The sequence below is a fragment of the Thalassobacillus sp. CUG 92003 genome (genome assembly GCF_013618635.1).
In the GTDB taxonomy this organism is placed as follows: Bacteria; Bacillota; Bacilli; order Bacillales; family Halobacillaceae; genus CUG-92003.
In genome coordinates, this window is record NZ_JABLSJ010000026.1 from 1 (window position 1) to 3,606 (window position 3,606).

Genomic DNA, 3,606 nt, shown 5'->3' on the forward strand with positions numbered 1-3,606 from the left:
AGGGATAAAAGATTTTCAACATAGAACAATTTATACTTAAGCGCAAAATAACTTCTACCTATGAGTTGATGAGGATTGAAGAAGGGCTTGATTTCTTAGGTTTCGACAGCAATTATACGGGAAATACGTACAAACTAATTGATACGCTTAACCCTATTACCTTAGGTACAGCGAATTACTGAAGTCCAACAGTCGCTAAAAAAGTCTTTTCTGAAATGGATGAACATATTTGGAAAGTTCAATACCAGTTTCTGCGAAGGCTTCACACGAAAAAGAGTTGGCAATGGATTAGAAAAAGGCACTTCAAGCCAGATAAAACTGATCAACGTTAACAATTGGATTCTAACTGCCCCGATAATTAATATTCAATTAAAAAAGGTGTCTTGGATGCCAATTAAACGACAGGTACTTATTAAATATGATAATAGTCCCTTCAATAAAAATCTCAAAGATTATTTTGAAAAACGTGATGTTAAAGAGTTTGATAGAAACAACATAGCGTATAAGCAAAAGCTAGCGAAAATGCTTTGTGTAGTCAATCAATTGCAGATAGGGTTGAAGGTGTAGAAATACATTATAAAATCCCTAGAACCAAAGGCGAAGTAATGAATACAAGAACATAGGATTAAATCACATATCTTGCCATCTGGAATACCAAGGTATTCCCTGTAAAGGGTGACATTCCATATAGCTCAATTTAGTAGCGTTAGGAAATATATAAAGAGAATAATAGGATTAATTTAGTCTAGACAAGGATAAAGACATGCTTGAGCCGTATGTGCTGAAAGGCACACATACGGTTCTTAGGGGATAGTAATATTCCTGACCTACCCGACAAAAGCCGGAGATAACTTCAAACGCTTACCTACTGCTAACAGTTGCTTAACAAAGGAATGACTTCTATATCTATATAAAGTGAATTCCCACTATATACTAAAACTTTAGAATTGGGAGTAGCGCAAAACTACAAGATAAGGGAGTTGATCTTCCTTGTAGTATTAGCTGCAGCTTTATGTACAATTTCTTTTACAGTACTAGTTATGAGTTCAATTTTTTATGGTTCACATTTGGCAAAAACTAAAGTTGCTCATTAGTATTCTGTTATTGAAATATGTAAATTAATAGTGTTTCATTAATTAACAGGAAAGGCCAGAATTAAAAAGTTCTAGCCTTTCCTTTAAATTCAATTCATTTTAAAACTCATTTAATAAGTCTTGCAATTCTGCTTGCTTTACGTCAATTTGTTCAAGTGCGTGGTTTATATTCCTTTTAAATATACTTATAATACTTTGGCCATAATTGGTCCCTGGAACTGCCCATTTTCCGTTAAGCTGTGTCCAGGTAGTTGCGCTTCCTCTGCTGACAAGATCAAATCTTGGATCGACTTTAGGAAATCCACTTGGAATTGGGTTTGTGGATGCATAAGCATATAAGTGTTGTATATGAGCATGAACACCTTCTTCAGGTGTAACGAAGCTTGCTCCTGAATTATCCGGGCCGGTGGCTCCAATACCGGCAAAGTTGTTTTGTTTTTCATCTACCACACCTGTAAAACGGAAATAATCTGTTTCGTGAATAGCTTGTGCATACGCCACATCCGCTCTTATTCCATACACTTTACCATATTCCATATAGTACGCTCCCAGATTTGGGGCCTCTGGGTTAATTGTTTTCACAAATTCACCTAACTGACAAGGGTTTAAGTGAATATCTCCTTGGATGGTAAAACGTTCTTCAGGAGTTGACGGAGGTGGTGAAGGCACTTCTCCTTCTGTCAGAATAAAAGCGTCTATAATACCGATTCCCTTCAACTTTTGCACTTGCTGTTCCGCGTTTTTTCTTTGGGAATAAGCTCCGGTTTGAACTCTGTAATATTGCTCACCCGATATGGTAGTGGGCAAAATAAAAGAAGGAATATTATGAGTCGCAAGGTACTGGACTCGGTTTTCCGCATTGGTACGGTTTCTGAAGGAACCAGCTATTACCTTATAAAGAATACTTGGTACTGGTTTAGCAGATAAATCAAAGGCATCCTTCACCCCTTTCGCAATTGCGTTAGAGACATCCTGAATAAAATCAGGGTCAGTTAAAAGTTCAAGATCGTCAGGGTTATCCAGAAACAGCACCTCTAACAATAATGCAGACATCTTTGTTTCCCTTAGTACATGAAAATTGGCCCGCTTTTTCCCTCTATCATTAATGTTATATTTAGCTTTTACAAAGTCTAGTATTTTATCATGAATAATATTTTGATGGGTTATGGTGGCTGGAGGTACAGTACCATTAAAAATATAACTTTCAAAACCTGTTCCCCCAGCGGCATTGTTGTGAATGGATAAAAAGAAATCAGCATTTTCAGAATTAGCTAATTGGGTCCGTTGCTCTAGTGAGACCGTTATATCACTTGTTCTTGTCATTATTATATCCACTTCGTAGTTTTTGAGTAGGTAATCTCGCACCTTTAAAGCGATTGAAAGGTTGAAATGCTTCTCCTGGTACCCTTGATAAGTTGCCCCAGGGTCATTTCCTCCATGTCCAGGGTCAATGATTATTGTTTTCACTTTATCAGCCTCCTTTCAAGACTATGCTTCATTATATGAGTAGGAAGACAAAATAGGTTGGACTAGTTAAGTAGTATCAGATAAAAAAAGGCACAGGAGATGGTTTAGGCAGTTAAAGAAGGGGTGATGAGGAACTGTCAAAAGTATGAGGAAAACAGAATAAAGAAATGGATATAAACCTAATCAAACTGCTTTTTCTATGCACGCCAAAAAACCTTAGAAGTTCCTTTTTAAAAAACCAAGGAAACTTTAAAAAAGTTTTTAAAACAATTATCCAAGATTGTTAATCGTATGGAAGAAGCTACTAATCTACTGGAAAGTTTCCCTGTTACATGTATTGTCGTTCCTTCGACCCGTTATCCAGAATGTTGTACTTTAGCCCTGGTAGCAGCTGAAAAGGGCATACCAACCTAAAATTGAGAAAATATACCAGCTTAGTGTATTTGAAATGTTCTGTAGTAGAAATCCAGGGCTCCAGGAAATCTTACTAATTCCAAAGTGAAGGCCCATATTTCCATCCTTAATAGCCAAATTTGCTATGGATATATCAATAATTGGGGTATTAACATTTGTCCAAAGGTTAGGGCAAAAACGCCAGCAATTAAAGCAATAAATGTATTAAATAGACCTATAGCAATGAAACAAAATCAATTGAAAAAGCGAAATATCATGAATATCAGTTAGCTTTGGAAACATTGGCATAGCAGTGTAACCCCCGGTTGAAAGTAAAAATGCAACAATGAGAAATGGTTGTTTTTTTATAAAATAACCCCCCATGAATTAAAGCTTAAAGGAGGAAAAGAATTCGTATAAAATCTTCTCTTTGAAATCTGACTGGGAATTAAGGAAGAGAATTATTTATGCAGCCCATCATAAAGTAGTAAGGAATTTTACTTTCAGGCAAATGGTTTCGAATACATTCAAACAATATTAAATTCTCAGATTTTTTAAACCTGAAATACAAGAAGTATTAATTTAGTACTAAATAATGGAATTAATTAGTGTTCAACACGTGTATTTAAGGCTAAGAATAAACAGCTTTATA

At 35.7% G+C, this 3,606-nt stretch carries 1 protein-coding gene and 1 pseudogene; one reads left to right on the plus strand and one right to left on the minus strand.

Translation table 11 applies throughout. The annotated features are described in order from the left end of the window. Positions 1-200 precede the first annotated feature (200 nt). A pseudogene (locus HOP45_RS21090) lies at positions 201-332 on the plus strand (hypothetical protein); the annotation flags it as partial. Positions 333-1,193: 861 nt separating this feature from the next. On the opposite strand, the gene HOP45_RS21095 reads toward HOP45_RS21090, so the two are convergent. Further along, positions 1,194-2,561 (minus strand): N-acetylmuramoyl-L-alanine amidase, encoded by a 1,368-nt coding sequence (locus HOP45_RS21095; protein WP_181351313.1) that lies wholly within the window; start codon positions 2,559-2,561, stop codon positions 1,194-1,196. Positions 2,562-3,606 lie beyond the last annotated feature (1,045 nt).